Genomic DNA, 369 nt, shown 5'->3' on the forward strand with positions numbered 1-369 from the left:
TGTTACTGACCGAGATTGAAAACGAGGTGGGGGAAACCTACCGGCTTGAGTACCACACCAACGGCCTGATCCAGCAGGAAACCGGCTTTGATGGTCGCCGCACTGCCTACGTTTATGATCTCGCCGGACATCTGCTGGAAAAGACCGAATACGGCGACGATGGCAGTCAGTTGGTTACTGGCTATCAGCGAGACGGCGCCGGTCGCCTTGTACGAAAAACCCTGCCCGACCGCAGCACGGTCGATTACACCTACGACCGCCTCGGCAACCTCCTCAGCGTCGACGACGGTCATTGGCCGCTGCACTACGAATACGACCTGCAAAACCGCCTTACTGCCGAGCACCAGGGCTGGGGGACGCTGCGCTACC

The 369-nt window shown here is 59.3% G+C and carries 1 pseudogene; it reads left to right on the forward strand.

Annotated features, from left to right (window positions below):
- Positions 1-369 (forward strand): annotated as a pseudogene (locus LIY45_RS30620) (type IV secretion protein Rhs); the annotation flags it as partial.

This window comes from Pseudomonas sp. MWU16-30323 (genome assembly GCF_020515595.1).
Classification (GTDB): Bacteria; Pseudomonadota; Gammaproteobacteria; order Pseudomonadales; family Pseudomonadaceae; genus Aquipseudomonas; species Aquipseudomonas yamanorum.